This is a genomic window from Alteromonas aquimaris (genome assembly GCF_026183695.1).
In the GTDB taxonomy this organism is placed as follows: Bacteria; Pseudomonadota; Gammaproteobacteria; order Enterobacterales; family Alteromonadaceae; genus Alteromonas; species Alteromonas aquimaris.
On sequence record NZ_JAPFRD010000003.1, the window covers coordinates 1 to 726 of the forward strand.

At 49.7% G+C, this 726-nt stretch carries 1 protein-coding gene; it reads left to right on the plus strand.

All coding sequences use genetic code 11. From position 1 onward, the window contains the following. Nucleotides 1–687: IS3 family transposase (locus tag OPS25_RS02800; RefSeq protein WP_265616140.1), on the plus strand; the 687-nt coding region annotated here is incomplete at its 5' end. Nucleotides 688–726 lie beyond the last annotated feature (39 nt).

Below are 726 nucleotides of genomic sequence, written 5' to 3' on the forward strand. Positions count from 1 at the left end.
GTCTGGAAACAGATGAAACGCGAAGGCTTTAGCATTGCTCGTTGCACGGTAGCCAGACTCATGAAAGTGCTGGGTATTCAAGGTGTGCGTCGAGGTCGGCGCTGCATTACAACGATTCCTGATGACAGTGCTGCGAAGCCGCTAGACTTGGTCAATCGTGAGTTTACAGCGCAGCGTCCTAATCAACTGTGGGTGGCGGACATTACCTACGTTGCCACTTGGTCTGGCTTTGTTTATGTGGCGTTTGTGACGGATGTCTTCTCACGCAAGATTGTGGGTTGGCGTGTGATGAAGTCGATGCAAACGCAGTTGATATTGGATGCGCTGGAACAAGCCTTGTGGGCACGTGGTAAACCCAAAGGCGTCATCCATCACAGTGATCGTGGCAGCCAGTATGTGTCCATCCGGTACTCCGAGAGATTGTCTGAAGCTGGCTTCAGCGCCTCAGTCGGCAGTGTTGGAGATTCTTATGACAACGCCTTGGCTGAAACCATAAACGGGCTATACAAAACAGAAGTCATCCACAAAGATGGCCCTTGGAAGGGTTTAGAACAAGTCGAATTAGCAACACTGGATTGGGTTGATTGGTTCAACAACAGACGGCTGTTAAGTTCTATCGGTGATATCCCGCCACTGGAATATGAGGAAAACTATTATCGACAATTAGCCGAAGATACGGCAGCATGACTCAAACAAATCCGCCTCCGAATTTACCGGCGCGATTCA